Genomic DNA, 25,078 nt, shown 5'->3' with positions numbered 1-25,078 from the left:
ACTATCCCTCTCTATTTTGTGCATAATTCCTCAATAGAGAGAATAAAAAGTATAAACTCGTCTACATACCTAAAAAATTCAAAGGATAGATTTAATAATAAAAGCATAATATCATTCCACATGCGTGCATCAGAAGATTTTCTAAGAGTAGGCGCAACAGTCACATTTATTGGCTTTATTATAGTATTGTTAGGTATTGTTCTCACAATGTTACAGCATCCCGCAAGTACTCAAATGGGTGGACTGATCATGCTCGGGCCTATCCCGATAGTATTCGGCTCTGCCCCCGAAATTACAACAAATATGCTTGGGCTTGGGTTATTAATAACGATTCTTTATCTATTCCTGTGGAAGACGAAACGTTGACTGGGAACTTACTTGTTTTAACTGGAATTTTCATTATACTCTTCGGGTTTTTAATACTTATAATCGGGACAGCCATAGGCATGCATGAGAATTCTAAACCTGGAAAAGGATATTCAAAAACAAGAGGGAGGTTCGGAAAAGAAGCTAATTCAGGAGATCCTTTCGGTTTTGAAGGAACCGATGATAAAGATTCTCGCACAGGAGAAGCCGGATCAAGGATAAGAGGTGGAGGAGTAATTATGCTCGGCCCGATCCCGATTATCTTCGGAAGCGATGGAGAAAGTGCAAAGACAGCAACGATCTTTGCGATAATCCTGATGATTCTCAGTCTGCTTATTTTCAGAGGTATAATACTCTAATTTGCCTGCATTTGAATTCAAATATTTGTCTGTCCTGTTTCAAAGCTAACCTGTTTTCAAAACAAACCTGTTATCAAAGGTGCAGAGGCGAACTTCCCACTGTCGAGCTGACACCCTCCGAGGAAGAGGACTTCTCACTGTACCTTCCCCCTTCATATCTAATACTCCCTGACCCTTATCCTGCTACTTTGTAGTGTAGCTGTTGCCTCACGATATGAGAAAATCGCGTAATGAATTGTTTCGATGTGTCCGGCCTAATTATTATACATTACATCTGCGGCTGGTCCCATAATAAGGATTAGACAACTTAGAAAATTATGATACTTCCCGGTTGAAGGGATAGTTTCAGGATTTGGGGAGTTTGCCGCCAGTTAATTTCAGAAAAAGGGGTCAAGGCACTTAAATGACATACGGACTTAGAAAATAACACATTGAGGGATTTCGGGTTGAAAATGCCCGGAACCGAAGCCAAATATACCGGACAAAACCTTATTAAGGTTAAGCCCGATTCAGGGCTTATGTTTACGATAATCACAGGCGCGCAGTTCGGTGACGAGGGAAAAGGCAAGATTGTCGACCTTCTTGCAAAAGACTATGATATTGTTGCCCGTTTCCAGGGTGGGAACAACGCAGGCCATACAGTAAGGGTAGGAGATGAGGTCTACAAACTGCACCTGATCCCCTCAGGCATCCTGCTTGATGCCAGAGTCCTGATCGGGCCTGGGGTTGTCCTTAACCCTGAAGTTTTAGCTGAAGAAGCAGAAATGTTTGAGAAGCATGGGATAAAAGTAGATGCAGAAAAACTCGGAGTAGACGCAAAAACCAGCATCATAATGCCTTACCATATCGAACTGGATGGGCTTAGAGAAGCTGCAAGGGAAACAAAAATAGGAACCACCAGGCGCGGAATCGGCTATGCCTATATTGATAAGGTAGCAAGAGACGAGATCCGCATGGCTGAACTTGCAGACAGGGAACGTTTCCTGAAAAGGCTTGAAGAACTTGCTCCTCAGAAAGAAAAAGAAATCGAGGCAATGGGCGGGGACCCGAAGATCGTCAGAGACCCGGTCCTCATAGAAAGATACCTTGAACTGGGAAAAAAATTTGCTGCCTATATTACGGATGTTTCACGGGAAATCAATCAGGCTCTCGATGATGGGAAAAATGTAATGGCCGAAGCCGCTCAGGGCACCCACCTTGACGTTATCCATGGAACCCAGAAATTCGTAACCTCTTCTTCTACAATTGCAGGCTCTGCATGTGCCAACCTGGGAGTAGGGCCTACTAGGGTCGACAGTGTTATCGCCATAGTAAAAGCCTACATAACGAGAGTTGGAGAAGGGCCGCTTCCAACAGAACTTACCGGAGAGCTGGGAGAAAAGATACAGAAAGCCGGAGGAGAGTTCGGAACAACCACAGGCAGAGGCAGGAGATGCGGCTGGTTTGATCTTCCGCTCCTTAAAAAGGCTATTGCCCTTAACGGATATACGGAAATTTCCCTCACCAAACTGGACGTGCTTACAGGCCTTGACACTATAAGGATCTGCGTAGGATACAAATATAAAGGAGAGAGCCTGGACTATCCTCCGGAACTTACAGAAGACCTCCGGGACTGCAGTCCTGTATATGAAGACCTTCCTGGCTGGAAATCCGACCTGACAGAAGTGAAAGCCTATGGCGAGCTTCCCGAAAATGCCAGAAACTATGTCAGAAGGCTTGAAGAACTTATGAAAGTTCCTGTCAATTATATCTCTGTAGGCCCGGGAAGAGCACAAACATTTAAAAAAGAATAATATAATTCAGTAAACTTGCCCCGGCAAATTACCGAAAAATGTATATATCAACCAATACGTTTATCAACCCCATTTTCCAGTTTAGACTAAATTCATATTAACCGGCATTATCGGGCCTTCTGGCCCAAATTTTAAGAGTCCGTAGCCAGCTTAAAGACCAGCAATGGACACCTCGGAAGAGCAGAAGAGTTACCTCTTTTCGAGAACAAGAGTTACATTCCTGACAGATTCGGGGGAAGAATCGGCGCTATCTCCCGAATCTGCAAAACTAACGTAATTTGCATAAGGAGGAGAGCATGACAACAGTATTCGATGTCCCTGCAATGGAAATGATCGAAAAGCTTGCAGGTATTCTTAAAGAAAATGAAAAGATCGTTCCCCCTGAATGGGCAGGGAACGTGAAAACCGGAGTTCACAAAGAACTTCCCCCGACCAATGAAGACTGGTGGTACATCAGGTGCGCAGCAGTCCTGAGAAAGATCTATATCGACGGACCAATCGGAATCGAGAGACTCCGATCCGTATATGGAGGAAAGAAGGACAAAGGTGTCCAGCCCTCCAGCAAGGCAAAGGGCAGCGGTTCTATTGCCAGAAAGACAGTACAGCAGCTTGAGGCTGCAGGCTTCCTGCAGAAGGTAAAGAACGGAAGGGCAGTATCTGCAAAAGGGCGTTCCATGATGGATAACGCAGCACACGAACTTAAGCAGGAACTGCTAGAAAAGATTCCTGAACTTGCAAAGTACTGAAAGAGAAGATCCTTCAGAAAGGGGCCTGAGAAATTCGGATTCCCTTTCATATTATTAATCATATTCCAGAAAACCGGTTTTTTCGGTGATTGCCATGGCTAATATGGATGATGAACTCGAAGAAATCCGAAAAAGACGACTTGCAGAAGTCCAGAGGCAGCAGGCACAGCAACAGCCGTCTGATATGCAGGCGGCGTACCAGCAGGAGCAGGCAAGAGCTGAAATGGAAGCTCAGAAGCAGGCTATACTGAGGCAAATTCTCACTCCCGAAGCAAGGGAACGCCTGACAACTCTGAAGATGTCAAGGCCGGCCCTTGGGGAACAGCTTGAGATGCAGCTGATCTCGCTTGCCCAGAGTGGAAGGCTCCAGTCTCAAATCGATGACGAGCAGCTGAAAACGCTCCTGATGCGGATGCAGCCAAAGAAACGCAAGACGTCCATAACCCGGGTTTAAGCACAATGAAAGTCTCGGTCCTCTTTAGTGGAGGTAAGGACAGTTCACTCTCTGCCCTTTTGCTGGAGCCGTTTTTTGAGGTCGAACTCGTAACCTGTAACTTCGGATTGCTCCCTACAGGAGAAATCGCAGCAAAAACTGCTAAGGAGTTACATTTTCCACACAGAGTCCTTTCTCTTGAGCAAGAAATCCTGGAGAAGGCATACGAGATGGTACTGAAAGAAGGGTTTCCGAAAAGCGCCATCAATTATATCCACGAAAGAGCTGTCAAATCTCTTGCTCTGGATCCGGCAGTTAAGCTGATTGCCGACGGAACAAGGCGAGATGACAGGGTTCCGGTGCTTTCGATCTCACAGGTAAGAAGCATTGAAGACCGACTGGGAGTTCAGTATTTCTGCCCCCTTAAAGGATACGGCAAAAAAGTTGTGGATTCTCTTGTCGGATGTTACCTGAATGTTGAACAGGGTCCGAGTGAGAGTACCCAGAAAGCGGATTATGAAACAGAACTAAGGGAGTTAATCCGGCAAAGACAGGGAGAGGAGAAAATCAGGGAACTGTTTCCTGTTCATTTCCAGTCCCATGTGCTTTCAAGGAAGAAATTTCCCTGAAAAAAGAAGCAGATACATTTGAAAACTGAAAGCCCCCCTGAAAGGGAAAAGTCTGGAATAAAGATTTATACAATAATCGAGTTATATTCAACCCCTATACTGCTGCAGATTAACCACAGACTATCATAGAATTTATAGAATATGGTTTACAGGCCTGCCGATTCATTCCGGCATGACAGAGCCGCAATCACATAAGGGTTGAAATCACGATCAGCTAATTTACCGGATATAACTAATTAATAGAATCAAATTACTTAAGTCAACAGGTGTGGTCCACTTGAGTCATAACATGAAAGGACAGAAGAAGCGTCTTGCAAAGGCGCACAAACAGAATACGCGAGTCCCGGTGTGGGTTATTGTGAAAACTAACCGGAAGGTAGTGAGTCATCCCAGGCGCAGGCACTGGAGAAGAAGAAGTCTGGATGTAAAATAAGCGAGGATGGTGGGAAAAAATGGCAGACGACATGGTTAAAGAACAGATCTATACTATTCCCCTCAGAGAGACAAGAAAGGTCCCTTCATGGAAAAGAGCCAACAGGGCAGTTATTGAAGTAAGGGGTTTTCTTGTAAGGCACATGAAAACCGAATTGACGCAGGTTAAGCTGGACAAATCCATCAATGAACGTCTCTGGGAAAAAGGCTGTGAAAAGCCGCCTCTCTCAATCCGAGTACGGGCTGTGAAATTCGCAGATGGTGAAGTACAGGCAGAACTTGCTCAGTAAATACACCAGATAAAGCGAAAAGTCAAAGAATATGATTCGAACAGTGGATATCTACGATACCCCGATAATCGGGGTTTTTGCAACCTGCACCGAGGATGTTGTCCTCGTTCCCCCTCTGACAAAACCGGAGGTCTGCGCTATACTCGAAGAAGCGCTGGGCGTAAGGGTCGTCGAGACTCTTATAAATGGAAGCCTTGTAGTGGGAGCCCTTTCCAGAGGCAACTCAAACGGTTTTCTGCTTCCATATGGATCCGATGCAGAAGAGATGCAGAAGCTCACCGGCGTTCCTGCGGGAACTCTTCCGGACAGACTGAATGCAGTAGGAAACATTGTGCTTGCAAACGATTCCGCCGCCCTTGTTCATCCCGAACTGTCAGATATGGCTCTGGAAGCCATTGCCAAGACCCTTAAGGTGGACGTTTATAGGGGAACAATTGCCGGGATTAAGAATGTAGGGATGGCAGGAGTCGTTACAAATAAAGGACTTCTGGTGCACCCTAAAGTCACAGCTTCGGAAAGAGAATCTCTGGAAAAGATCTTCGGACTTCCGGTAAACATAGGAACTACTAACTTCGGAACCCAGATGCTTGGTTCAGGCCTGCTCGCGAACTCAAAGAGTTTTGTAGCAGGCTCTGAAACAACAGGGCCGGAACTCGGGAGAATCGAAGACGCCCTTGGGTTCCTGGAATGAGCTCATATCATCCATCTGTTCCAGAACAAAGTTACAGCAAGAGAGTGGTAATGATGAAGAGTTTTATTGTTAAAGGCAAATTTAAAGCAGGAAATACCTGGGAAAACTTCACAAAGAAGATCGAAAGCCAGAACGAAAAGAATGCAACCGATAAGACATACTCGATCTTCGGAAGCAAGCACCGCGTTAAAAGAGGCCAGGTCCAGATCGAAAGCATAATAGCTGAGGAGTGAAGGATATGGCAGAAGTCAGTGAAGAGATCAGGAATCTGGCAGCCAGGCATCAGGAGTTCCAGAGGCAGGCTGAAGCGCTCAGGCAGGAGATGAGCATGGTACAGGCTTCCATTTCCAGCTGCGATCAGACCATTGTAACAATAAATGAGTTGAAAGCAGCTTCGGAAGCAGGCAAAACTGCGGAAACGATGGTTCCGGTAGGTTTTGGTTCTTATGTTTATGCTGAAGTCAAGAACGCAGACCGAGTGATTGTTAATCTCGGTGCAGGCTTCAGTGCAGAGGAAACTGCAGAGGAAGCTATCGAAACTCTGAACCGCCGCAAAGAGCAGCTTACGAAAATCTTTGAACAGATGAATGCTTCACTGACTAGACTCGCACAGGGCATGCAGGCCCTTGAAGCAGAAGCTGCAAAACTTCAACCTGGCCAGGCCTGAAAAAATCCTGGCTCAGGAAAAAGTTAACGGATTCGAGAATTCAGAAACCGCATTAAAAAATCGAAGAGTATTTAAGAATAAATAAAGAATATCATTAACTTAAATAATTATATCATTAACTTAAATAATTATATCATTAACTTAAATAATTATATCATTAACTTAAATAATTATATCATTAACTTAAATAAGTATATCATTAACTCTAATTACCTAACTGATAATTGCTTACTGATTTCAATTACTACATTAAACTTCAATTACCTATTTTTTACGGAATCTTTTCGGGATGGATCCTGTGTTCAACAAATTTAAAGAGAAACTTGGGAGTTTTAAGAAGGCACTCAGCAAAACGATCGATGAAAAGGCAGTAGAAGTCGAACCAGTAATTGTTGAGCAGGTGCCTGAAAGCGAAGAAAGCCTTGAAGAGGAAATTGAACCGATAATTGAAGAGGAAACCATCGAGGCTGCCCTGAAAGAAGAAAGCCCCGGAGCCGAAACTGGAACAACTGTTTCTCAGGAAATCGCCCGTGTTTCGGTAGAGGATCTGAAGAAAGTTGAATACAGGAAAAAAGTTGAAGGCAGAAAAAAGGCTGAAGAGAAAAAAGTAGAAGAGGAAAAATCTCCCGAAGAGAAAAAGTCCTTTTTCAAAAAGGTCATCCCGAAAGTAGGGTTTGCTCAGAAAGCTAAAGCTCTCGTGTTTAACAGGGAAGTATATCTGGATGCTAAAGACCTGGAAGAGCCCCTCTGGGAACTCGAAATGGGCCTTCTGGAAAGTGATCTTGCCCTGTCGGTTTCCGAGGCTGTTGTCGAGTCCGTGAAAGACCAGCTTACAGGTACTACAAAAAGGATTGGAAGTAATACCGGAGAGATAGTTGAGGCAGCCCTGAAGAAAGCAATCCTTGATATTGTATCTGCTAATACCTTTGATTTTGATGATTATGTAAGGAACCGGCAAAAACCGGTTCATATAGTCTTTGTAGGGATTAACGGAACCGGAAAAACAACATCCATTTCAAAGATGACGCATAGACTGCTTAAATCTGGTTATTCCGTAATTCTTGCTGCAGGAGACACGTTCAGGGCAGGCGCTATTGACCAGCTGGGGATTCATGCAAGCAGACTTGGGGTAAAGATGATCAAGCATCAGGCCGGAGCCGACCCCGCAGCTGTTATTTATGATGCTGTCCAGTATGCAAAAGCACATAAAATAGATTTTGTGCTCTCTGATACGGCAGGCCGCATGCACACAAACATGAACCTTATGGCCCAGATGGAGAAAATCTGCAGAGTTAGTTCTCCGGACCTTATTATCTTCGTGGATGAAGCCGTAGCTGGAAACGATGCGGTAGAAAGAGCTTCTCAGTTTAATGATGCTGTCCCGATTGACGGATCCATCCTTACAAAAATCGACGCCGATGCCAAAGGAGGAGCTGCCATATCAATTGCCTACATTACAGGCAAACCGATTCTCTTTTTCGGGATAGGCCAGGGCTACGAAGACCTTAAAAAATTCGATCCCGAATGGTTTGTGGACCAGCTTTTCAACCAGTAAAATCCTCAAGTTTCGGAAATTAGAATCCAGGCAGTCAGCCATCAGTAAACTGGAAGCTACCGGTAAACAGAAAGATAGAAAAATTCCCGAAATCTTTTCCGGGATTTTAACTTGAAAAAAATAGTATTGCAGTAAGAAATACTGCAGGTTTGTTTAGAAAGGTAGAGTCATTTCAGTAACCTGAAAGCTCCTGGATTTTAAGGCTCTTCGGGAATTATTATCCAGGCTATAACATAGCCAACTATTCCAATCCCTTGCAGGGAAAGGAGGACCCATAAAAGCCTTATAAGCGTAGGGTCTACACCAAGGTATTCACCTATGCCCCCACATACACCGGCAATAATCCTGCTTCTCTTTGACCTGTACAGTTTCTTCATTATAACTACCTCCACTCCAGGAAAACACCCGGGGTTACCTGAAAGATATCCGACCGTCTAATTTACCGGGTTCCGTTTAATTATACCGGATTTTATGTGATTTCCCCTATATAATGGATTGATTATATACGATTTATAAGTAACTCACCAGTTTGCTGAGTTTGTCGAAGTCATCGAGATTTCAGGCTTTAAACTTAACCTGTGAATCAAGAAAGACTTTCTATCAACGTTCTATCAGATACTTACCCACTCGCTCATTATCTCTTCAGAGAACAGGTTTTCACCGATAGCCCGCACGTATACCCTAAAAGTCTCTCCCCCGGGCACTCTGAGCCCTTTTGCAGCAAATTGATAAGCTCCTTCCGGTTCGACTTTAACAGGATCACTTTCTATCTGATCCCATACCCTGTTCTCGTCATCAGCCTGAAGGGCAACATAAACGGTAGTATTTTCAGCTATTTCGGAACCTACGTTTCTCAAAGTGACATTAACATCCACAACCCCTTCTTTTTGCGAGTACTCGCACTGGGCTTTGAAATCAAGATTTACAAGGGGTCTTCTGTACACAGGAATGACCTGAACTGGATCGTCCTTGTACTCTAGAGGCATCTCTCCTATCTGCCAGTTGCTCCCCGTAGTTTCCAGATAGTAGTAACGATTGTTTTTATATTCGAAACCCCTACCCTCCTGTTTGGAGTCACATCTTATTCCGAGAGCCATATGCTCCGGGAGTTCGAGGAGGACGACATCGTATCCCATCTCCTGCAGGATTGCTACGGAAAGGATGGAGGTATCCTCACAGTCCCCCCCATTATCATAAAGGGTCTCATAAGGAAAACGAGGGTACTGGTCATATCCGGAACTTGCAAAGTCTGATGTGTAGTTCAGTGACTGGATAAAAGAAACACAAAGACCCGGCACCTTGTTTTCTTCAAGTCCGTACTCCTTTGAAAGGGAAAAGAGAGTATCTGCAATACTTTTAATCAACCAGTCATCATACGGATCAGAGGCAAAAAGGTCATAGTCCCTTTTGCGCGTCCTTGACTTGTAAGCATCATAGAGCTTATCGTCAAGCAGTAAAGTAAGATGCCATCGGTAGCCTTCATAGTTCCAGGAGTAGGTTCTGGAAGATTCCCCTGGTGCTATTGACTCTTCCGTGACCAGACTATCAGAAATCTCAATATTCTCATTTTCTGCTTCCAGCAGATTCTTCTGAATTCCTTCGTTGCCAGAATCCCCGGAGACCTCAGAAAAAGGCCAGAAGAAAAGAACCCCGGCCAGATAAACGAGTAAGAAAAGAAAAATCAGTTTAATTCTAGCTTTCATACTTAGCGCCCACCCACAAATACCTTAATAAAGTCCTATTTCCAGAGATCTTCTCTTAAGTGGGACTCTATCGGATCCACTTCCATCAGATCTTCAGGATATGGTTCGAAAAAGGTCTGATGCATAAGATAGCTATTCTCAAAACGTATGATCCATGACCTGATTGTGTTTATTGCAGGACAGAGAGAAGCCCTTCCTTCCCTGTACTTCTCAACCCAGTCCAAAAATAGGGTTTTTTCACCGTTCGAAAGTTTATCCGAAAAATGCCCGAATGCATGCATTAACACATTGATGATGGAGGTGTATCTTGGAGCACTGGAGAGAGCACTGTACAGATGTTTCTCATATTCGGAAGCCAGCTCTTTGAAAGGCTTGCCCTCTCTGTTTGCAGCAATCTCGCCTAATTTACGGAGTTCTGCCTGATTATAAGCCATGAGAAGCAGTTTGTTCTCCGTGTGGAAACTTATCAGATCTTTCATATTACCTTCGGACTTTACCTTCCGAAAAGCTGCCAGTGTAAAGAGTTTTGTGAGAAAATGTTCTTTTATCCGGGCATTGCGGAGCCTACCTTCGTCCTCAATAGCAAGGAAAGAGTACCTTTCCAGAACCGCACCCCCAAAATATCCCGACGTTTTTCCAACTGCCCCTTTTCCCTCAACAGACGGGTAAACCTTCACATCCTTGAGCCCGCAGGAGGGAGACCTGAACTTCAGTATGAAACCGTCCACATCTTCTATAGAGTCAAGGAAACAGGTACAGAAAGTTTTCATTTTCTCAGTGACATCCTTCCCGCTCGAGGGCTGAACAAGTCTGTTTTCTCCTCTGTCAAGGATTATCCTCACCGGATTTCTTGGGACTCCAAGCCCTATTTCTACTTCTGCACAGACAGGCAGGAAATCAACGTACTTCTTAAGTTTTGCCACAACATGACTGCTAATCATATCTCCGTTATATCGGCAGTGATCGAACTCAAGGCACCTGCTAACGACAACCTTCGGCCGAGAAAACTCTCTCATTTAACCCCCATACAAAAAGGAGTTGCTTGCATAAATTGCTTTCCAAACAAAAAAGAGCATGAGACATATTCAGAAGATAAGTGGAAATATTATAAAAAGAGATTATAAAAGCAGTATTTCCAGAAAAGGGGGCTTTTTCCCGTTATTGGTAAGAGATATATAACAACGGGAAATAATAGTTAGGTAGTTTATGGGGACGATTAAGGGAATAGATAGTACTTTTCAGGATTAAGTACCGGTAGCCTGAAATCGCGCTTTTGATAACGTAAAAAGATTGCAACCTAAAGTATGAGGTGAGAACATAATAGAAGCAACATCCGAGCAGATACACATGCCTCTCATTGGAGAGGATGCCCCTTCGTTTATTGCAGTGACAACACAGGGAACAATCAATTTCCCGGCTGATTATAAAGGAAAATGGGTTATTCTATTCAGCCATCCTGCAGACTTTACTCCCGTATGCACTACAGAATTTATGACCTTTGCCAGTATGCAGGACGAGTTCAGGGAAATGAACACTGAACTTATAGGTCTCTCCATAGACAGCGTCTTTTCCCATATTGCCTGGCTGAAGCGAATAGAAGAGAAAATCGAATATAAAGGGATGAAAAATCTCGAGATCAAATTCCCGGTGATAGAAGACCTGAAGATGGATGTCGCGAAGAAATACGGCATGATCCAGCCAAAAGCCTCGACCACGCAGGCTGTAAGAGCCGTATTTATTATTGATCCTGAGGCAAAAGTCAGGACAATACTCTACTACCCGCAGTCAACCGGAAGGAATATGCAGGAGATCAAGAGAATTGTGATTGCTCTGCAGAAAAATGCGGCTGAAAAAGTCGCAACCCCGGCTAACTGGCAGCCAGGAGATGACGTAATCATTCCGGCTCCGAATACAATGGAAGGAGTGAAAGAAAGGCTTGGGAAGGAAGAAGAAGGCAGGTGCTGCCTTGATTGGTTTATCTGCCTGAAAAAAGATAGCAAAAAATAACTTAAAAACAGTAAAAAACGTTATTTTATTTTTTAGATAGGGGTTTTATTTTAGATAGAGGAGCCTCGCAGAGAGCAGGTTTTCGGGCTGTATTCAGTAGGCTATTCCCACCTGCCTCTTTCAGAGTCGAGAAATAGGGTATTCCAGCCTTATGTAAAAGAATTTGAAGAGGAACCTCTTACCCCCATAAGAGATCCCCCCATGGCGAAAGGAGAAGGTCCAGGACTCCATTTCGCCATAATTCATCGCAATTTATGTTCAGCTCGTTCTCGTCTCAGTTTTACAGTTATCATGATTTCAAGTTCACTGACGCATGTAGCTATGAATGGAAAATTCATAACTCCAGTAACCTGAATATTGATACACTGAGATAAGAGTATCTTCAGAACTGAAACCCAGGCATGCAATATGAAGTATAACCCCCATTAACCTCAGTTATGCATGCTTAGCTTAATTGTCAGGTAGAAAGTAATATTGAAACCACTGATATATAAAATTTATCTGTATCTATAATAATTGATCATTAACTACTTGAAAAAAATTAGAGAAAAATAGCAGAAAGAATGCCAGAAAGCAGAAAAAAGAAAAATTTGTCTCGAAAACCCAATTTTATCTTAAGAAATTTACGCTTTGAAAAATTATAAAAAAAAAGCAGAATGAATGAAAAAAGAAGCAGAATGAATGAAAAAAGAAGCAGAATGAATGAAAAAAGAAATAGAATGAGTGAAAATTAAAGAGAAGGAGAGAAGCTGATTTTACTTCTTCCCAAGTTCCTTGGAGCGTTCACTTGCTTTTATGACAGCATTCATAAAGGCAGCTCTTATTCCGGCTTCTTCAAGGGCGTGAATCCCCTGAATAGTAGTTCCGGCGGGAGATGTAACCATATCTTTGAGTTCTCCGGGGTGCATGCCTGTTTCAAGTGCCATTTTTGCGGCTCCCAGTACAGTCTGAGCTGCAAGGGTAAGGGCACTTTTCCTGTCCATCCCCTCAAGAACCGCCCCGTCAGCCATAGCCTCTATGACCGGAAAAATGAAAGCAGGACCGCTTCCCGAAAGCCCTGTAACGGCGTCCATAAGAGATTCCGGCACCTGGACTGCTGTGCCAACCGCAGAAAAAATCTCAAGGGCAGCTTTCAGGTCTTCGGGAATTGCGTTCTTTCCAGGGGAAATTCCCGAGGCCGCCTCCGAGACTGTGGCTGCTATATTTGGCATAACGCGCACAACCCTCGTGCCTTCGAGAAGAGCATCCTCGTAAGTGGAAAGAGGTACTCCTGCAGCAATTGATATCAAGAGTTTTTCTGAGGTTATTTCATTTTTCAGATTTGAAAGCACCGAGCCAAGGGTCTGGGGTTTTACCGCAAGAATAAGAATATCCGATTCCCTGACAATAACAGCATTATCGGTCGATATCCGGATTCCCAGCTTTGCCTGTAGCTCTTTTAAAAAAGGCTCGTATACATCGCTTGCACCTATATTTTCGGGTTTTACAATTCCGGCTTTAATGATGCCCTGCATGAGAGCAGAACCCATTTTTCCTGCCCCGATGAATCCTATTTTTCGATCTGTCATATGTAAAATCTCCTTATTTCCAGAAAAGTAACTGTAAATAAACTATAAGTTTGAAAGAGAAGCTTCAGAAACCCATTTGCAGGGGTTAATTTCAAACGCATCTGCATGCGTTACCTGTCGAAGCTCCAGAGAACCCGATATTACCGTTCAAACTCTCAAAATCGGCATACTTGTTTTCAGGACTAATACTTCTTTTCAGGACTGATGCTTGATTCCAGAATTAATACTGTGATTCTGAAATATATTCACAAAACTTCATTTTTGAATTCATTCATTCATTCATTCATTACTAATTTCTTGTTAAATAATGAATTATTTTGGAATCGAAGCGACAGAGTGTCAATCCGGGAACTCTTCTTGAGTCCGATAGGTTCAGTTTAGCTCTTCCAGTATGCCAATGTTTTCTTTTTTTATAACGTTGTTATAATTATTATAGCCCAGAATGCTTTCAATCTGGTCTGTATGAGTTCCTTTTATTTTGATTAGTTCTTCAGAGGTATAGTCTGTTATCCCTTTTGCAAAGATTTTGCCTTCACATTCGAGTTTTATAACATCCCCTCTATTAAATGTCCCTTCAACGTCCACAACGCCTGCCGGGAGCAGACTGTTTTTCCTGAGAACCGCAGCTTTTGCCCCTGAGTCCACGCGGACAATACCCGAAGCCCGGGCAAGAATAATCCAGCGAGCACGGTTTTTCTGAATATGCCTCTCAGCGAGGAAAAGAGTTCCTATTTCTTCTCCGGAGACGATCTTCAGAATAACATCCCCTACATCACTATTTGCAATCACGACATAGCAGCCTGCCATGCTGCAGATCTTTGCAGCTTTTATCTTTGTCCGCATCCCTCCTACGCCCTTGAAACTTGTAGGGTCACCCCCATAACTTTCGATTTCAGGTGTGATCTTTTTTATAAGAGTCAGAAGTTTTGCATCACTATGCGTTTTTGGGTTCCTGTCAAAGAGACCGTCAATATCCGAAAGGATGATCAGGAGGTCAGCATCAATTTTGCTTGCAACCATTGCAGAGAGTTTGTCATTGTCCCCGAAGATTGCTTCAATCTCGTTTGTACAGGTACAGTCATTTTCGTTTATTATCGGGACGACATCATATTCCAGAAGGGTCGAGATGCTGTTTCTCAGGTTAAGATAGGTTACTCTATCGGAGTAGAATTCATAGGTGAGAAGTATCTGAGCTACTTTCATCCCATATCTGGAAAAAGCCCTGATCCAGTCCTGCATCAGTATGCTCTGCCCAACAGCTGCAGCTGCCTGCCTTATAGGGATTTCACGAGGTTTGGGGGCTATGCCCAGCTCATTAAGTCCGACACCTATTGCTCCCGAACTTACAAGGATTACTTCTTTTCCCCGTTTCCGAAGCTCAGATACCTGAGCAGCTATGCTTTCCATGAAGGCCGGGTCAATGTTGCAGTTTTCCTTTGTGTGGTCGCAGCCCTTTCTGGTGATCGAAGAGGTTCCAATCTTAATAACGATTTTATTAACATCACGGAAGAATTGTTCTCTATCTGTCAATGGAAGTGCCTCTTAATGTTATTTGGAAGGTGACTGCAGTTGATCTCAGCCACATCCAGGATTTCCGGTTTTTGCACTTAACCTGCGTGGTATTTCAATTCAAATATATAAACATATCATAAATATTCAAGGATGTATTAATTCACATCCTCAAACTTAAGGTCAAGCTTCCTGTGGGTATAGGGTTTTGCGTTTTCTCCTGCATAGTCTGCAACAACCTGGCCTTTACCCATGAGGATATACTTGTAAATCAGCAGCCCTTCCATGCCAACAGGTCCACGAGAGTGGATCTTATTCGTACTAATCCCTACCTCGGCGCCTTTTCCATAGCGGTAACCGTCTGCAAAGCGTGTTGAGGCATTAACCATAACGCTTGAAGAATCAACAAGCCCTATGAATTCTTTTCTCCGCGAAGCATTTTCCGTAATTATCCCATCCGTGTGATGGGAGCCGAAGGTATTTATGTGGTCAATTGCCTCCTTTATCGTATCTACGAGTTTTATTGATAGGATAAGGTCGTTATATTCAAGGCTCCAGTCCTCCTCAGTGGCTCTTGAGAGAGGAGAAAGCCCCTTTTCTGCAAGTAGAGAATAGCTGTTCTCGTCACAGCGCAGTTCCACTCCTGCCCCGAGATACATTTCTGCCATCTTCGGCAGGAAAGCATCTGCAATCCCGCGGTTTACAAGAAGAGTTTCAATGGCGTTACATACTGCAGGGTACTGGACCTTAGCATCAAAGCAGACCTTCCAGGCTGTGCTCAGGTCTGCAAACTCGTCCACGTAGATATGGCAGATCCCGCTCGTGTGCCCGAGTACCGGGATTTTTGTATTATCCTGAATGAACTTGACAAACTCATTGGAGCCTCTTGGGATCAGGAGGTCGACATATGCATCAAGGCTCAAAAGACTCATGATCTCTTCTCTGGTTTCCATTAGCTGGAAGGCGCCTTTCGGCATACCCTCTGTAGATTCTATGGCTCTTACAAGAATATCAAAAATAATGCGGTTTGACTCCCTTGCTTCACTCCCGCCTTTAAAAATAGTTGCATTCCCGCTCTTCAGACAGAGTGACATCACTTGAGGCACTACGTCTGGCCGGGATTCGAAAATTACTCCTATCAGACCTATAGGGCAGCTTACCTGATAGAGGATCAAATCGTTATCCAGCTCGAGTGTGGAAAGGGTATCTCCTACAGGATCCTTGAGCTTTATTACATCCCTGATTCCTGCGATCATCCCGTCAACCTTTGAGTCAGTGACCTTAAGCCTGTCCACAAGTGCCTGGGTAAGCTTTCCTGCTGTTTTTAGTCCGGCTGCATACTCAATGTCCTTTAAATTCGCCTCAAGGATAACTTTTCTTTCCCTGTCCAGGGCTTTTGCCATGGCCTCAAGTGCCCTGTTTTTTATCTCTTCACTTACACTGGAAAGCTCAATTGAAGCTTTTTTTGCCGTAACCACTTTAGTTTCAATATCTTCAGCCATATATTCACCGTCTTTATGTAATAACCTTGAACACTTCAACCGGATAGATTGATATCAAATAGACAGACATCCAATAGACTGATGTCCAATAGTTGATGTCCAATAGTTGATGTCCAATAGTTGATGTCCAATAGTTGATGTCCAATAGTTGATGTCCAATAGAATGATAACAGGTTCTTAAACCGAATCAGATCTATCTAACCAGCTACCGGATCAAAGATTCACATAATGTTTAGCTAACCGGGATATTAAGAAGAAGGACTCAGTCCACAGAATATTTGAGTTTTTTCATACACATAGATGAAAAAAGAACACAGAGAGTCCTATGATAAATATTTTTGTATACTGTTTCGGTATATGATATGGTAAGGTTCTAAATAAAAGATACCATTTGGTGAAGTAGTTTTTGTTTTTTTGATAAAATCGGATCAGTTAAATTTATATATATATATTAGTATTTTTATACAAATCAAAATGATATTTAGTAAGTATATAAAAATATATAAGGCTGAAGAGCTCGTTTATTTAATAGTTAACACTGATAAAAACTTCATTCAGGCTGAGACCGGAAATAAAAAATCTAGTTTACAAGATTTAAAAAAATAGTATTATATTATTAAAAGAAAAAAATATTATTTAAAAAACGCAATTAAAATAAGGCTTAAAGTAAAGTTATCTTGTGGAGGAAATATTATTTCAAAACGAATATATATACGATGCATATAACTATAGAATATGCGGCTTCATTTCATGGAGATGCATACTAAATCTTGAAAAAAGAGATTCTGGAATACCCCTGTAATTTTTGAGCATATTCTGCATAAGAAAGAAGGCGGACAAAATACTACGGCCCCGGAAATGGTCATTTTTAGCATTATTAATATGATGAGGATGCCGCATTCGCCCGGAATAAATCATGGTCGTCTACTAAGCCGTTTCATACACAAAGTTTATTATAGGGGCAGATCCATATCGAAATGGGGATAACTTCAGTAGATTGGTGGTGTGTAAAAAATGAAATAATTCGCATTAGTCCGGGCAGACGACTCGGATAAAGTAAAAATAGCATTACATGACCTAGAACGATACGGACATATTCAATTTTCAGCTACTCCTAAATGTATAGAACCTAACTATGCTGATGAGCTTCTTGTAAGTGTAATGGGCGTATCACTCAAGTCAAAATGCAACTCTGCAGCCCTTGTAGAGTTGAATAACCACGCTGGAGCAGCTATAAGCAGGTTGAAGAAGATTCACCCCCCTGCGCATATAATTATTATCAGTCCAAGGCATAAAATGTTTGAAGAGCTGGCTGGCAAATTCCAAAAGTATCCGGAGTTCGACAGAACATTCAATCATCAAAAGAACCCGCAAAGTATGGATATGATTCAGGAAAAAGGAGAATCGTCCAATCCAATGCATAAGGAATAAGGCTTCCTCTTTTTTAAACTGTAATAAGTATTAACTTTTACTACCTTTTTTCTCAAACATACCGGGAAAAAGGGAACTCTATTTTTAGAGATTAAAATAACTTCAATTTATCTAATTAGACTAATTACCTGTTCTAATTGTTAATTGTCAAATCCAGCATTTGTTTCATATTCCTGATCAAAAGATGAGCCTGTTTTTGACCTGAGTTTGGAAACGTAAGTGTACAGGCTTTCTATGTCTTTGATTTCTTTCTGTGTTATTAACTTCAGTTTATTTCGGATCTGAAGTTCAGGCTTTACTCCAAAACTTCCGAAATATTCTGAAAGTTTGGCGGCAAGCAGGTCACCTCTCCGATCCCAGTCTGTCAGTATAATAACCTCACAGCCAAGCCTCGCTATCTTCTCAGAAAAATTAAAAAGAGAGTGCCGGGTTGCAAGTTCGAAGCTGCCTTCAATGCCAAGCCGCTTCATGGAAAGAATATCCCTTTTTCCTTCAACAATAATTACTGCCCCCCTTTCAGAGTATTCTGAAAGTTCTAAGAGCAATTCTTCAATCCTTTCCAGTCTTTTTCTGTAGATTTCAAGATCAGTCACGTTATTCTGCAACCTTTTTCGTTAAACAGGAGATATATTCAGAAGATTACTCTTTGAGTCCGAAGATTATTCTTTACAATTGTGTCTTTATTTGGCCTTTATTTGGTCTTTATTTATTTAAACGGGCTCCGAAAACCGAAACAGCCTGTTGATAGGAGATCCCTTTTATCAGTAAGGACTTCTTGCTGCTTGCGGCTCCGCTGCTTATCAGAATATCCGAACTGCTAATCCCGAAGAGTTCGGCAAGGCTCTCAATAAGTTGTTCATTTGCCTTTCCTTTCTGGGCGTTTTTAGTCAGCTTTACTTCAATTCTCCTGCGCCATTCATTATAGCCGCTTGGAACGGAAAGCGACCTGGAACCCGGAGTGACTTCGATATCAATCACAACACCGGAGTCCAGAGCTTTTATTGCCTCTTCGAAGGACATGTGTGTCATCTTTTTGAAGATATAATATAAAGCAGTAACGAAGTAACCGCAACAACTAGCAATGAGAATCATCAAATTAACAAAAATAGCCGGAAACTAATAAGCTGTGAATTCGGGGCTGACAAAATCAGAGTCAGCTAATAAAGCGTGCATTTTGAATCACTATAAAAGTTATTGTAAGCTATTTTTTATGAAAAATAGATTTGTGTAGAATAGTGCTGTGGCCCGGACGCACTAACTCCGAAAGATCATCCTCTGGTTTTCCGCAGTCCCTTTCAGTTACCCTCGTGCCGGGCAGTGTCACACTATCGATGTATCGCATTGGGGTTGTCTGTACACTCACAGTTAGGATTTACCATTATCTCGTGCAAGGACCTATACAATGCGACTGGCAGTTATATATAATTACTAACTTATAAATATGCCGGTAAAAAAGACCTCGTTATGTGCAAATATAATTAAAAGAATCCGTTTAAAACATAAGAAAAAAGATTCTGGATGCCCGGAACAGAGAAAGATGTCAAGATAGTATAAAAGGGGCTTAAGGAAACGTTATATATGATGTATATGTTTGGTCTTCCATTAACTGAGCACAGGCGTTTGATGATCAGCAGAGGTGCGTATATATGTACGGCACTGAACAGATAATTTCCGGAACAATTATTGCAGGTCCCGAACTGGATCCCATAGAGGGGTACATTTGTGTAAAAAACGGGATTATCACGGAAGTTGGAGAAGAGCGTACATATTCTGCAAATATAATAGCTCCCTGTTTTGTCAATGCCCACACCCATCTAGGAGATTCAGTTTGCAAAGACCCTCCACTGGGAAATGCTTCCGGTTTTCGGGTTCAGAGGGACCTTGACTCTCTCGTAAAGCCGCCGGATGGATTGAAACACAGAATCCTCAGGGAAACTTCCTATAAAATACTTATCGAGTACATTAGAAAGTCCCTGTTAGATATGATTGAGACAGGAACCTGTGCTTTTGCGGATTTTAGAGAAGGAGGAGTTGTAGGAGTTGCAGCCCTCAATAAAGCTCTTGAGGGGCTTGAACTGCACTCCCTTGTATTTGGTAGACCTACAGAACCCGAGCTACCGTTGGGGGTGGTGCTTGCCGAAGTAAGAAGAGTTTTATTGCACTCCGATGGACTTGGAATAAGCGGAGCAAACGATCTCGATATGGAACTCTTGCAGGAGATTACAGCCTGCACACGAAATATAAAAAAGCTCTTTGCAATCCATGCAGGGGAAAAGAACAGAAGTGACATTGAAAAAGCCCTATCTCTGGAGCCCGACCTGTTGATTCATCTGACACAAGCCACAAAAAAAGATCTTGATGAAGTAGCTCAGACAGAAATTCCAGTTGTTGTCTGCCCGAGGTCGAACTTTGTAACAGGAGCAGGCATGGCACCAATAGCTGAAATGCTTGAGGCTGGAATCCGGGTAGCAGCAGGTACAGACAACGTAATGTTAAACTCTGTAAATATGTTTGCTGAAATGGAGTTTATGTCCAAAGTATTTTCGATCGAAGATAGGCAAGTATTTAAAATTTGCACACTTAATGGTTCTTTTGTAATGGGGCCTGGTTCCATGGGTTCTATAGAAAAGGGGAATAAAGCTAATTTGATGATCCTGAACGGGAGTTCAAACAATCTGGCAGGGATAAAGGACCCTATAAGTGGAATCACAAAGAGGGCAAGGCCCGACGATATATTAGCGGTGCTTCATTCGTAAAGAAAATGGAGAGCAAGACATGACGAGCGAGTTTTACCGGAATATAGTAATTGCAACAGACGGATCCGAGAATACCCAGAGGGCAATTTCTTACGGAATTGAAATTGCAAAACTCAGTGGGGCTATAGTTCATGCACTTTATGTAGTGGACACATCTTCTTTTTCTTCAATACCGATGAGCTCGGACGGCGGCTGGGAAGCAATGTTCGAAATCCTTAGAAAGGAGGGGGAGAGAGCTGTTTCTGCCGTGAAGTATCAGGGAGAGGCTGCAGGAGTAGAGATAAGAGAGGTTGTATGGGAAGGGAACCCGAGTAACGTGATTATCGAGTTCTCAGAGAATAACAATATTGACCTGGTAGTTATGGGGACACTTGGAAAAACCGGACTTGACAGGTTCCTTCTGGGAAGCGTTGCAGAAAAAGTGGTCAGAAGCTCAACCGTTCCGGTAATGGTTGTCCGGAGTGGAGAAACAAGCTGATAGTGCCATCAACTTGAAGCCTTTTGAAGAAGAAGCGATATAAGAAAAAATCCAGGATTCAGAGGACAACACAGGTGTAGATCAAATGCCAAAAAACATCTTCATAGAAGATATCATGGTAAGGGACGTCGCATGCGCGACCTTGCCTGGTTCCAGGGACGAGGTTCTTAAAATTCTTAAGAACAAACACATCTCGGGAGTGCCGGTACTCAAAGATTCCAAAGTAGTTGGAATCGTGACCAGGACAAACCTTTTACAAAACCCTGAAGAAGAACAGCTTGCCCTTCTTATGACACGAGATCCGATAACCATATCCCCTGGATCGGACCTGCAGACTGCCGCACGCCTGCTCCTGCAGCACGGCATCAGAAGGCTTCCTGTGGTTGATAATGGAAAGCTCGTGGGACTTGTTACGGTTGCAGACGTCGTGGGCACAATTGCGGATATGAATATCGATATTCCGATCAAGGACTATGTGGAAACGGAAGTAGTTGCAATTTATAGTGAAACACCTCTGCCGGTCGTAGCGAGGATTATGGAACTTGCCGGTGTTAAGGCTGTGCCTGTACTCGATGCTGCCCTGGAACTCATAGGGATCATCTCGGACAGGGACGTCATCTCTGCAAGTATTATTGAAGACAGTGTGGAGATGTCAGACATGTCCGCAGGTCAGGACGATGATGCCTGGACATGGGAATCCATGCGAGATACCATGAGCATTTATTACAGTGTGTCCAGAATTAAGGTCCCCAATATGATCGGAAGCGATATCATGATCCGGGAACCGATCACGGCTACTTATATTGCATCAGTCAGCGACTGCGCAAGAAAAATGAAGCGTAACAGGATCGACCAGATACCGATCATTAATTCAAACCGCAAGCTTCAGGGCCTTTTAAGAGACCACGACCTCCTGAAGCCACTGATAGACTTTGAATAAAATAGCTTAAATGTCTCACTGAAATCAGTTTTGAGCCGGACCAGAAATAGTTCAAACCCCTGCTCAAACTTATCTCAGTCAAAAAATAAAAGCAGACTGAAAAAAAGCCTGACGGAAATAGACTTGAAGCCAGGTGCCAGGTCTATTCCAGAATTCCAGAATTCCAGTGCGTAAAGACGCTTTAAAATAGTGCACCTCAATTTTTCTTAATACTTTTTTCAGGAGCCATAAAATGAACAGGCCCTTTATTTTTATAAACTCTGCTATGTCAGCTGACGGCAAGCTCTCAACAAAAGAAAGAAAGCAGGTAAAGATCTCCGGAAGACTAGATTTTGAGAGAGTGGATGAGCTCAGAGCCCGGGCAGATGCGATCATGGTAGGGATAGGAACCGTACTTGCCGATGACCCAGGTCTCACTGTAAAATCTCCTGAAAGGAAAGCCGCAAGAAAAGCTGCCGGAAAAAGCGAAAATCCGGTAAGAATTATCGTGGATAGTGCCGCAAGGACTCCTCTAGATGCTGATTTATTCAAGAAAGGAGAAGGGCTCAGGATAATTGCTGTTTCAAATTCAGCCCCTGCAGAAAAAATCAAAAACCTGGAAGAAAAAGCTCTGGTCCTTAAAACAGGAGAACTTAAAGTTGACCTTGGAGAACTTGCGGCAAAATTAAAAGAAATGGGCATAAACACACTCATGGTCGAAGGAGGTGCGACCCTTAACTGGGGCATGCTTTCCGCAGGCCTTGTTGATGAGATATATACTTTCGTTGGAAACCTTATCATCGGAGGAAAAACAGCCCCGACTTTTACGGACGGGGAAGGATTCGCAGAAGCCGAACTTCTTGGACTTGAACTGCTTTCGGCTGAAAAAATTGAAGACGGGATACTTCTCAGGTGGAAGGTCAAGGGTAAAAGGAATTAAACCCTCCTTTTCTAACTTATTTTAGCAAATATTATCTTTATATCTTATTAAGTGAAAAATTAATTTCATTTATAGAATAATATTTTTTAAGTTTAGATAAGCAACTGGCTCGTCCAGTGGATTGAGAGAATCTGTCAGTTTTACCTGTCTGACTCAATCGGGTAATTTTTAACTTTTTAAGTCATCCGTCTGACTCAATCGGGTACATTTTTGATTCTGTAAGTTACCTGTTTGACTCTGACGGTTACTTTTCTGATCCAGACCTGAGTTTTTGCATTTCAAACCCGCCTCTGCAGTATATAAAAACTTCCAGTTCGCATTCACCTTTAAGAAATTCCCGCATTCTGCGGTCATAGATCCTCTGGACATGTTTCAGACCATTCTTCCTGAAATGAGCCTGTAAAGCTTCGAGAAAATCGATCATCTGTTTGAGATAAGCTTCTTCATAAGCCCTCGTCTCCTGTGAAATTGCTTCGCAGGTCGAATCGTCGAGTTCCGAATGATAACTCCCATGCTCATTTAAACCGCTTATCTGCCGCCAGTCTACTTTTCCTGTTTCATCGGCTTCCCTGTGAAGCATGTGGGGATATACCCTGCAGATTAAAGGGCGGCTTCCGTAGATCCTGCACCTCTTATTTTCCAGGAAAATGCAGGAGCCATCAGGTTTTGTTTTCAGGGCATAGCCTGAAACATAGAACCTGCCATTCTGGTCGCAAAACTCGTAATAAGGGGCAGGAGTGATGGCATCCGGATCTATTTGCTTTATTATTTCAAGATCTGAATCAAGCAGAAACACATGGTCGTTAAACTCTTTAGTGCAGCAACGGGCACAGAGTTCACACCTGAATCCCAATTCTTTGATTATGCCGACAAACTCAGAGTCCGAGAAGCTTATTAAATCCCCAAGTTCCTCTCGCGCGTCGGCAAGCCTGATTTCAATAGGATTGTTTTTTACGGAAATCACCTTTTCAAAAGAAATACTGAATATTTGTCCTGCTATTCGTCTATCCTGCTATTCATCCTGTTTATAGCACCATCTGAGTAGCTGTACAGTCCCAGATGGATTTATATGCATTTTCCAGAGGTAGAATTATTTATATCTTACGCATATCTGTTACATTTTATGCCTGGATTTCGGGCTATGTCCGTAACATTTAATTACTAGCATTTCTCTTTATGATAAACTCAAGGCTTGATGAAACTTATAATTTCTTACTTTCAGGCTTCAAGGAATATCAAGTATTCCGATTAAGATTATTGACAGATTATCGATTTGACACATTATCGAATCAAAATACCTCTATTGCTAAAACACTGCTGAGGAAAAAAATCCGCGGCAAACAGCAGTGGTCAGCAATAAGGCAAATATGGTATGTGAATAAATCACCTGTAAATTAAAGCAAATACAGAATAAATTCAAATCAAAATCAACGAGGAATGATAATGGGCAAAACCGGCAGCATTGATTGGGTAAAGGTAAAAGGCAGAAAAGGCAGAGTAATTAAGGTCCCGAAATCGAAAGCTCAGAAAGCACACCCAGGACCTTCACAGCGCTTCACCTCTTCAGGTCACAAGAGGCGCTTCATAAGAAGATCTGCAAAAGCCCTTGTAAAGTGATTTTAAGGGCTTTTCTATTTTTACTTTTTTAGTTATATTTTTTAGCTATTTGCTAGCCTTTTTTACGTGAATTAAAGGAGCTAGTTTACTCCAGGCAATACCGACCTCGAATCTCCAGAACCCTATTTTAATTGATGTTTTTAAATTCGCTGCTTCTAATAGCTGATGCTTCATAAAAAGAACAAATTAAAATTAATAGCTTAAGCAGACAGAAAAACTTGAAACAACCATTTTAAAATCTTCTTCATCCGAACCTTCTTCATCTGAACCTTCTTCATCTGGACCTTCTTCGCCTGCCGGAGGAATAATTTTAAGATCAAAACCTGAGGGCAAGATACGCAATGCTTACCCCCAGTAGGCAGAGAATAACATTTAGAAAGATATTGAGAAAAAATGAGATGTTTTGCCCTTCTTCGAACAGCTTGAAAGTTTCATAGGCAAAGGTTGAAAAAGTTGTGAAGGAGCCGAGAATTCCTATGTTCACCAGATAGACCATTGATTCCGGCTCAGAGGAAAAAGTAAGGAGAGCAAGCACCATACTGCCCAGAAAATTTACTATAAGGGTTCCTGCCGGAATATTCCGGATTTTTGGTATGCGGCTTGAGATAGTATAGCGGAGAGATGCCCCTATAAAGCCGCCCGTACCTATTAAAAAGAGCTCCCCAAGGCTTGAAACGGGAAACATGA

The 25,078-nt window shown here is 42.6% G+C and carries 29 protein-coding genes and 1 pseudogene; 19 read left to right on the top strand and 11 right to left on the bottom strand.

From position 1 onward, the window contains the following. Positions 1–120: 120 nt before the first annotated feature. From ACZ5A8_RS02925 to ftsY, 12 genes are all read left to right on the top strand, one after another. Positions 121–366, top strand: a complete 246-nt coding sequence (locus ACZ5A8_RS02925; RefSeq protein ID WP_322225279.1) for a TIGR00304 family membrane protein — start codon at positions 121–123, stop codon at positions 364–366. Then, positions 363–725: a TIGR00304 family membrane protein gene (locus ACZ5A8_RS02920; protein ID WP_464532100.1), complete on the top strand. Its 363-nt coding sequence runs from the start codon at positions 363–365 to the stop codon at positions 723–725. Before ACZ5A8_RS02925 ends, ACZ5A8_RS02920 begins: the two co-directional genes overlap by 4 nt. A gap of 518 nt (positions 726–1,243) precedes the next feature. Then, entirely contained in the window at positions 1,244–2,518 is a 1,275-nt protein-coding gene (locus tag ACZ5A8_RS02915) for an adenylosuccinate synthase (RefSeq protein ID WP_464533993.1), read from the top strand. Positions 2,519–2,814: 296 nt separating this feature from the next. Then, complete coding sequence (locus tag ACZ5A8_RS02910) at positions 2,815–3,264, top strand: 30S ribosomal protein S19e (protein WP_464532099.1); 450 nt, start codon at positions 2,815–2,817, stop codon at positions 3,262–3,264. Between the two features lie 85 nt (positions 3,265–3,349). Continuing rightward, positions 3,350–3,718, top strand: a complete 369-nt coding sequence (locus ACZ5A8_RS02905) for a DNA-binding protein (protein ID WP_229387958.1) — start codon at positions 3,350–3,352, stop codon at positions 3,716–3,718. A 5-nt stretch (positions 3,719–3,723) separates the two neighbouring features. Further along, on the top strand, positions 3,724–4,326 hold the full coding sequence (locus tag ACZ5A8_RS02900; RefSeq protein WP_464532097.1) for a DUF7411 family protein: 603 nt from the start codon (positions 3,724–3,726) through the stop codon (positions 4,324–4,326). 277 nt (positions 4,327–4,603) lie between these two features. After that, entirely contained in the window at positions 4,604–4,759 is a 156-nt protein-coding gene (locus tag ACZ5A8_RS02895; RefSeq protein WP_011024005.1) for a 50S ribosomal protein L39e, read from the top strand. Positions 4,760–4,778: 19 nt separating this feature from the next. Then, complete coding sequence (locus ACZ5A8_RS02890; protein WP_464532095.1) at positions 4,779–5,048, top strand: 50S ribosomal protein L31e; 270 nt, start codon at positions 4,779–4,781, stop codon at positions 5,046–5,048. 31 nt (positions 5,049–5,079) lie between these two features. Then, the gene (locus tag ACZ5A8_RS02885) at positions 5,080–5,739 is read left to right on the top strand and encodes a translation initiation factor IF-6 (protein WP_464532094.1); all 660 of its coding nucleotides are present in this window, start codon (positions 5,080–5,082) and stop codon (positions 5,737–5,739) included. After that, positions 5,736–5,972 (top strand): 50S ribosomal protein L18Ae, encoded by a 237-nt coding sequence (gene rpl18a, locus ACZ5A8_RS02880; RefSeq protein WP_255679853.1) that lies wholly within the window; start codon positions 5,736–5,738, stop codon positions 5,970–5,972. The genes ACZ5A8_RS02885 and rpl18a overlap by 4 nt, the downstream gene beginning before the upstream one ends. Before the next feature lie 5 nt (positions 5,973–5,977). Beyond that, entirely contained in the window at positions 5,978–6,406 is a 429-nt protein-coding gene (gene pfdA / locus ACZ5A8_RS02875) for a prefoldin subunit alpha (protein ID WP_229387950.1), read from the top strand. A 298-nt stretch (positions 6,407–6,704) separates the two neighbouring features. Next, positions 6,705–7,961: a signal recognition particle-docking protein FtsY gene (ftsY, locus tag ACZ5A8_RS02870; protein ID WP_464532092.1), complete on the top strand. Its 1,257-nt coding sequence runs from the start codon at positions 6,705–6,707 to the stop codon at positions 7,959–7,961. A 197-nt stretch (positions 7,962–8,158) separates the two neighbouring features. On the opposite strand, the gene ACZ5A8_RS02865 is transcribed toward ftsY, so the two are convergent. The 3 genes from ACZ5A8_RS02865 to ACZ5A8_RS02855 form a co-directional block, all read right to left on the bottom strand. Then, positions 8,159–8,338, bottom strand: a complete 180-nt coding sequence (locus ACZ5A8_RS02865) for a PspC domain-containing protein (protein ID WP_229387946.1) — start codon at positions 8,336–8,338, stop codon at positions 8,159–8,161. 234 nt (positions 8,339–8,572) lie between these two features. Beyond that, on the bottom strand, positions 8,573–9,664 hold the full coding sequence (locus ACZ5A8_RS02860) for a hypothetical protein (protein WP_464532091.1): 1,092 nt from the start codon (positions 9,662–9,664) through the stop codon (positions 8,573–8,575). Between the two features lie 35 nt (positions 9,665–9,699). Then, on the bottom strand, positions 9,700–10,680 hold the full coding sequence (locus tag ACZ5A8_RS02855; RefSeq protein ID WP_464532090.1) for a YbgA family protein: 981 nt from the start codon (positions 10,678–10,680) through the stop codon (positions 9,700–9,702). Between the two features lie 325 nt (positions 10,681–11,005). On the opposite strand from ACZ5A8_RS02855, the gene ACZ5A8_RS02850 reads away from it, so the two are divergent. Further along, positions 11,006–11,671, top strand: coding sequence for a peroxiredoxin (locus ACZ5A8_RS02850; protein ID WP_464533991.1), 666 nt, complete (start codon positions 11,006–11,008; stop codon positions 11,669–11,671). A gap of 755 nt (positions 11,672–12,426) precedes the next feature. Here ACZ5A8_RS02850 and proC read toward each other — a convergent pair. The 3 genes from proC to ACZ5A8_RS02835 all read right to left on the bottom strand — a co-directional run bounded on the left by proC (position 12,427) and on the right by ACZ5A8_RS02835 (position 16,250). Further along, positions 12,427–13,239, bottom strand: a complete 813-nt coding sequence (gene proC / locus ACZ5A8_RS02845) for a pyrroline-5-carboxylate reductase (RefSeq protein WP_464532088.1) — start codon at positions 13,237–13,239, stop codon at positions 12,427–12,429. Between the two features lie 372 nt (positions 13,240–13,611). Further along, on the bottom strand, positions 13,612–14,769 hold the full coding sequence (gene proB, locus ACZ5A8_RS02840; protein WP_464532087.1) for a glutamate 5-kinase: 1,158 nt from the start codon (positions 14,767–14,769) through the stop codon (positions 13,612–13,614). A gap of 137 nt (positions 14,770–14,906) precedes the next feature. Next, positions 14,907–16,250 carry a glutamate-5-semialdehyde dehydrogenase gene (locus ACZ5A8_RS02835; protein WP_464532086.1) on the bottom strand — a complete coding sequence of 448 codons (1,344 nt, stop codon included), beginning with the start codon at positions 16,248–16,250 and terminating at the stop codon, positions 14,907–14,909. A 1,035-nt stretch (positions 16,251–17,285) separates the two neighbouring features. On the opposite strand from ACZ5A8_RS02835, the pseudogene ACZ5A8_RS02830 reads away from it, so the two are divergent. Further along, a pseudogene (locus tag ACZ5A8_RS02830) lies at positions 17,286–17,681 on the top strand (DUF356 domain-containing protein); the annotation flags it as partial. 140 nt (positions 17,682–17,821) lie between these two features. Here the strand turns inward: ACZ5A8_RS02830 and ACZ5A8_RS02825 are convergent. Together ACZ5A8_RS02825 and ACZ5A8_RS02820 are read right to left on the bottom strand one after the other, a co-directional pair. Next, complete coding sequence (locus ACZ5A8_RS02825) at positions 17,822–18,274, bottom strand: toprim domain-containing protein (protein WP_464532084.1); 453 nt, start codon at positions 18,272–18,274, stop codon at positions 17,822–17,824. A gap of 109 nt (positions 18,275–18,383) precedes the next feature. Continuing rightward, positions 18,384–18,701: a DUF167 domain-containing protein gene (locus tag ACZ5A8_RS02820; protein WP_464532083.1), complete on the bottom strand. Its 318-nt coding sequence runs from the start codon at positions 18,699–18,701 to the stop codon at positions 18,384–18,386. A gap of 626 nt (positions 18,702–19,327) precedes the next feature. On the opposite strand from ACZ5A8_RS02820, the gene ACZ5A8_RS02815 reads away from it, so the two are divergent. From ACZ5A8_RS02815 to ACZ5A8_RS02800, 4 genes are all read left to right on the top strand, one after another. After that, positions 19,328–20,437: an amidohydrolase family protein gene (locus ACZ5A8_RS02815; protein WP_464532082.1), complete on the top strand. Its 1,110-nt coding sequence runs from the start codon at positions 19,328–19,330 to the stop codon at positions 20,435–20,437. Between the two features lie 19 nt (positions 20,438–20,456). Beyond that, the gene (locus ACZ5A8_RS02810) at positions 20,457–20,915 is read left to right on the top strand and encodes a universal stress protein (RefSeq protein ID WP_229387926.1); all 459 of its coding nucleotides are present in this window, start codon (positions 20,457–20,459) and stop codon (positions 20,913–20,915) included. An 85-nt stretch (positions 20,916–21,000) separates the two neighbouring features. After that, positions 21,001–21,855 carry a CBS domain-containing protein gene (locus tag ACZ5A8_RS02805; protein WP_229387923.1) on the top strand — a complete coding sequence of 285 codons (855 nt, stop codon included), beginning with the start codon at positions 21,001–21,003 and terminating at the stop codon, positions 21,853–21,855. A 232-nt stretch (positions 21,856–22,087) separates the two neighbouring features. Beyond that, positions 22,088–22,774, top strand: coding sequence for a 2,5-diamino-6-(ribosylamino)-4(3H)-pyrimidinone 5'-phosphate reductase (locus ACZ5A8_RS02800; protein WP_464532080.1), 687 nt, complete (start codon positions 22,088–22,090; stop codon positions 22,772–22,774). Positions 22,775–23,018: 244 nt separating this feature from the next. On the opposite strand, the gene ACZ5A8_RS02795 is transcribed toward ACZ5A8_RS02800, so the two are convergent. Next, on the bottom strand, positions 23,019–23,738 hold the full coding sequence (locus ACZ5A8_RS02795) for a YkgJ family cysteine cluster protein (RefSeq protein ID WP_464532078.1): 720 nt from the start codon (positions 23,736–23,738) through the stop codon (positions 23,019–23,021). A 479-nt stretch (positions 23,739–24,217) separates the two neighbouring features. On the opposite strand from ACZ5A8_RS02795, the gene ACZ5A8_RS02790 reads away from it, so the two are divergent. Beyond that, positions 24,218–24,391 (top strand): DUF5350 domain-containing protein, encoded by a 174-nt coding sequence (locus tag ACZ5A8_RS02790; protein ID WP_162197436.1) that lies wholly within the window; start codon positions 24,218–24,220, stop codon positions 24,389–24,391. A 192-nt stretch (positions 24,392–24,583) separates the two neighbouring features. On the opposite strand, the gene ACZ5A8_RS02785 is transcribed toward ACZ5A8_RS02790, so the two are convergent. Together ACZ5A8_RS02785 and crcB are read right to left on the bottom strand one after the other, a co-directional pair. Next, a complete protein-coding gene (locus tag ACZ5A8_RS02785; RefSeq protein WP_464532077.1) occupies positions 24,584–24,733 on the bottom strand; it encodes a hypothetical protein in 150 nt (49 codons plus the stop codon). Further along, a complete protein-coding gene (gene crcB, locus ACZ5A8_RS02780) occupies positions 24,708–25,076 on the bottom strand; it encodes a fluoride efflux transporter CrcB (protein WP_464532076.1) in 369 nt (122 codons plus the stop codon). Before crcB ends, ACZ5A8_RS02785 begins: the two co-directional genes overlap by 26 nt. Positions 25,077–25,078 lie beyond the last annotated feature (2 nt).

It is taken from the genome of Methanosarcina subterranea, assembly GCF_055385895.1.
This window is presented reverse-complemented; position numbering and strand designations above follow the sequence as displayed.

Coding starts and splice junctions, on each gene's coding strand:
- ACZ5A8_RS02925 (WP_322225279.1), top strand. CDS start 121: ATGCGTGCATCAGAAGATTTTCTAAGAGTAGGCGCAACAGTCACATTT.
- ACZ5A8_RS02915 (WP_464533993.1), top strand. CDS start 1,244: ATGTTTACGATAATCACAGGCGCGCAGTTCGGTGACGAGGGAAAAGGC.
- ACZ5A8_RS02910 (WP_464532099.1), top strand. CDS start 2,815: ATGACAACAGTATTCGATGTCCCTGCAATGGAAATGATCGAAAAGCTT.
- ACZ5A8_RS02900 (WP_464532097.1), top strand. CDS start 3,724: ATGAAAGTCTCGGTCCTCTTTAGTGGAGGTAAGGACAGTTCACTCTCT.
- ACZ5A8_RS02890 (WP_464532095.1), top strand. CDS start 4,779: ATGGCAGACGACATGGTTAAAGAACAGATCTATACTATTCCCCTCAGA.
- ACZ5A8_RS02885 (WP_464532094.1), top strand. CDS start 5,080: ATGATTCGAACAGTGGATATCTACGATACCCCGATAATCGGGGTTTTT.
- rpl18a (WP_255679853.1), top strand. CDS start 5,736: ATGAGCTCATATCATCCATCTGTTCCAGAACAAAGTTACAGCAAGAGA.
- pfdA (WP_229387950.1), top strand. CDS start 5,978: ATGGCAGAAGTCAGTGAAGAGATCAGGAATCTGGCAGCCAGGCATCAG.
- ACZ5A8_RS02865 (WP_229387946.1), bottom strand. CDS start 8,338: ATGAAGAAACTGTACAGGTCAAAGAGAAGCAGGATTATTGCCGGTGTA.
- ACZ5A8_RS02860 (WP_464532091.1), bottom strand. CDS start 9,664: ATGAAAGCTAGAATTAAACTGATTTTTCTTTTCTTACTCGTTTATCTG.
- ACZ5A8_RS02855 (WP_464532090.1), bottom strand. CDS start 10,680: ATGAGAGAGTTTTCTCGGCCGAAGGTTGTCGTTAGCAGGTGCCTTGAG.
- proC (WP_464532088.1), bottom strand. CDS start 13,239: ATGACAGATCGAAAAATAGGATTCATCGGGGCAGGAAAAATGGGTTCT.
- ACZ5A8_RS02835 (WP_464532086.1), bottom strand. CDS start 16,250: ATGGCTGAAGATATTGAAACTAAAGTGGTTACGGCAAAAAAAGCTTCA.
- ACZ5A8_RS02820 (WP_464532083.1), bottom strand. CDS start 18,701: ATGTCCTTCGAAGAGGCAATAAAAGCTCTGGACTCCGGTGTTGTGATT.
- ACZ5A8_RS02815 (WP_464532082.1), top strand. CDS start 19,328: ATGTACGGCACTGAACAGATAATTTCCGGAACAATTATTGCAGGTCCC.
- ACZ5A8_RS02810 (WP_229387926.1), top strand. CDS start 20,457: ATGACGAGCGAGTTTTACCGGAATATAGTAATTGCAACAGACGGATCC.
- ACZ5A8_RS02805 (WP_229387923.1), top strand. CDS start 21,001: ATGCCAAAAAACATCTTCATAGAAGATATCATGGTAAGGGACGTCGCA.
- ACZ5A8_RS02800 (WP_464532080.1), top strand. CDS start 22,088: ATGAACAGGCCCTTTATTTTTATAAACTCTGCTATGTCAGCTGACGGC.
- ACZ5A8_RS02790 (WP_162197436.1), top strand. CDS start 24,218: ATGGGCAAAACCGGCAGCATTGATTGGGTAAAGGTAAAAGGCAGAAAA.
- crcB (WP_464532076.1), bottom strand. CDS start 25,076: ATGTTTCCCGTTTCAAGCCTTGGGGAGCTCTTTTTAATAGGTACGGGC.